This window comes from Neisseria sp. P0021.S007, from assembly GCF_051956855.1.
Genome location: NZ_JBQCXA010000587.1, coordinates 1 through 604, shown reverse-complemented (window position 1 = coordinate 604; position 604 = coordinate 1). Strand labels below are relative to the sequence as shown.

General features: G+C 49.7%; 1 pseudogene. It reads right to left on the bottom strand.

The features are described 5' to 3' along the window. Positions 1–41: 41 nt before the first annotated feature. Positions 42–503: pseudogene (locus tag ACTHUR_RS14780) on the bottom strand (aromatic amino acid DMT transporter YddG); the annotation flags it as partial. Positions 504–604: the final 101 nt, after the last annotated feature.

The following is a 604-nucleotide window of genomic DNA, read 5'->3' as shown; positions in this document are numbered from 1 at the left end:
ATGTAACTGAGCGGATTGGTTCGGACGTTGCCGATAATCTAGGGCAAAGAGAATCCGCCGTCACCGCCTAAAACGGTGGCAATGCCTACAAACGACAAGACAAAGCCTATGCCTATCCACCATTTTGCGGGCTGCTTGTTAAACCAAACCGCGCCGATGATGGTAAACGTCGGCCAAAGATAATTGACCATGCCGACTTCGACCGCTTGGCGTGCGTTGTCGGCAAAACCGATGGAAAGAGACAGGCACAATTCGCAGCCGACGAAAAAAATGCTCGCCCAAAAAAGGTAGCTGCGGCTGAACTGCCGCAGATTCGGCAATCCGAAAATAGCCCAAAGCAACAAAGTGGAAAGGCTGTACATCACCGCCGCACCGCCGACTGCACCCATGTGCAGGCTCAAGGCGCGTATCAATCCGACTACGGAACTCCAAAAGGCTACGGCAAGCAGACCTATGGATGTGGCTTGATTGGGGGTAAATGCGTGTTGGAGCAGACGGTTCATGATGTGTTGTGTTGGAATTTGTTTTATTGTGTAATTTTTTGATATTTTACGCCTCCTGTTTGCATAATCAAGAGGAAAGGTCTGTCTCTTATACCACATCT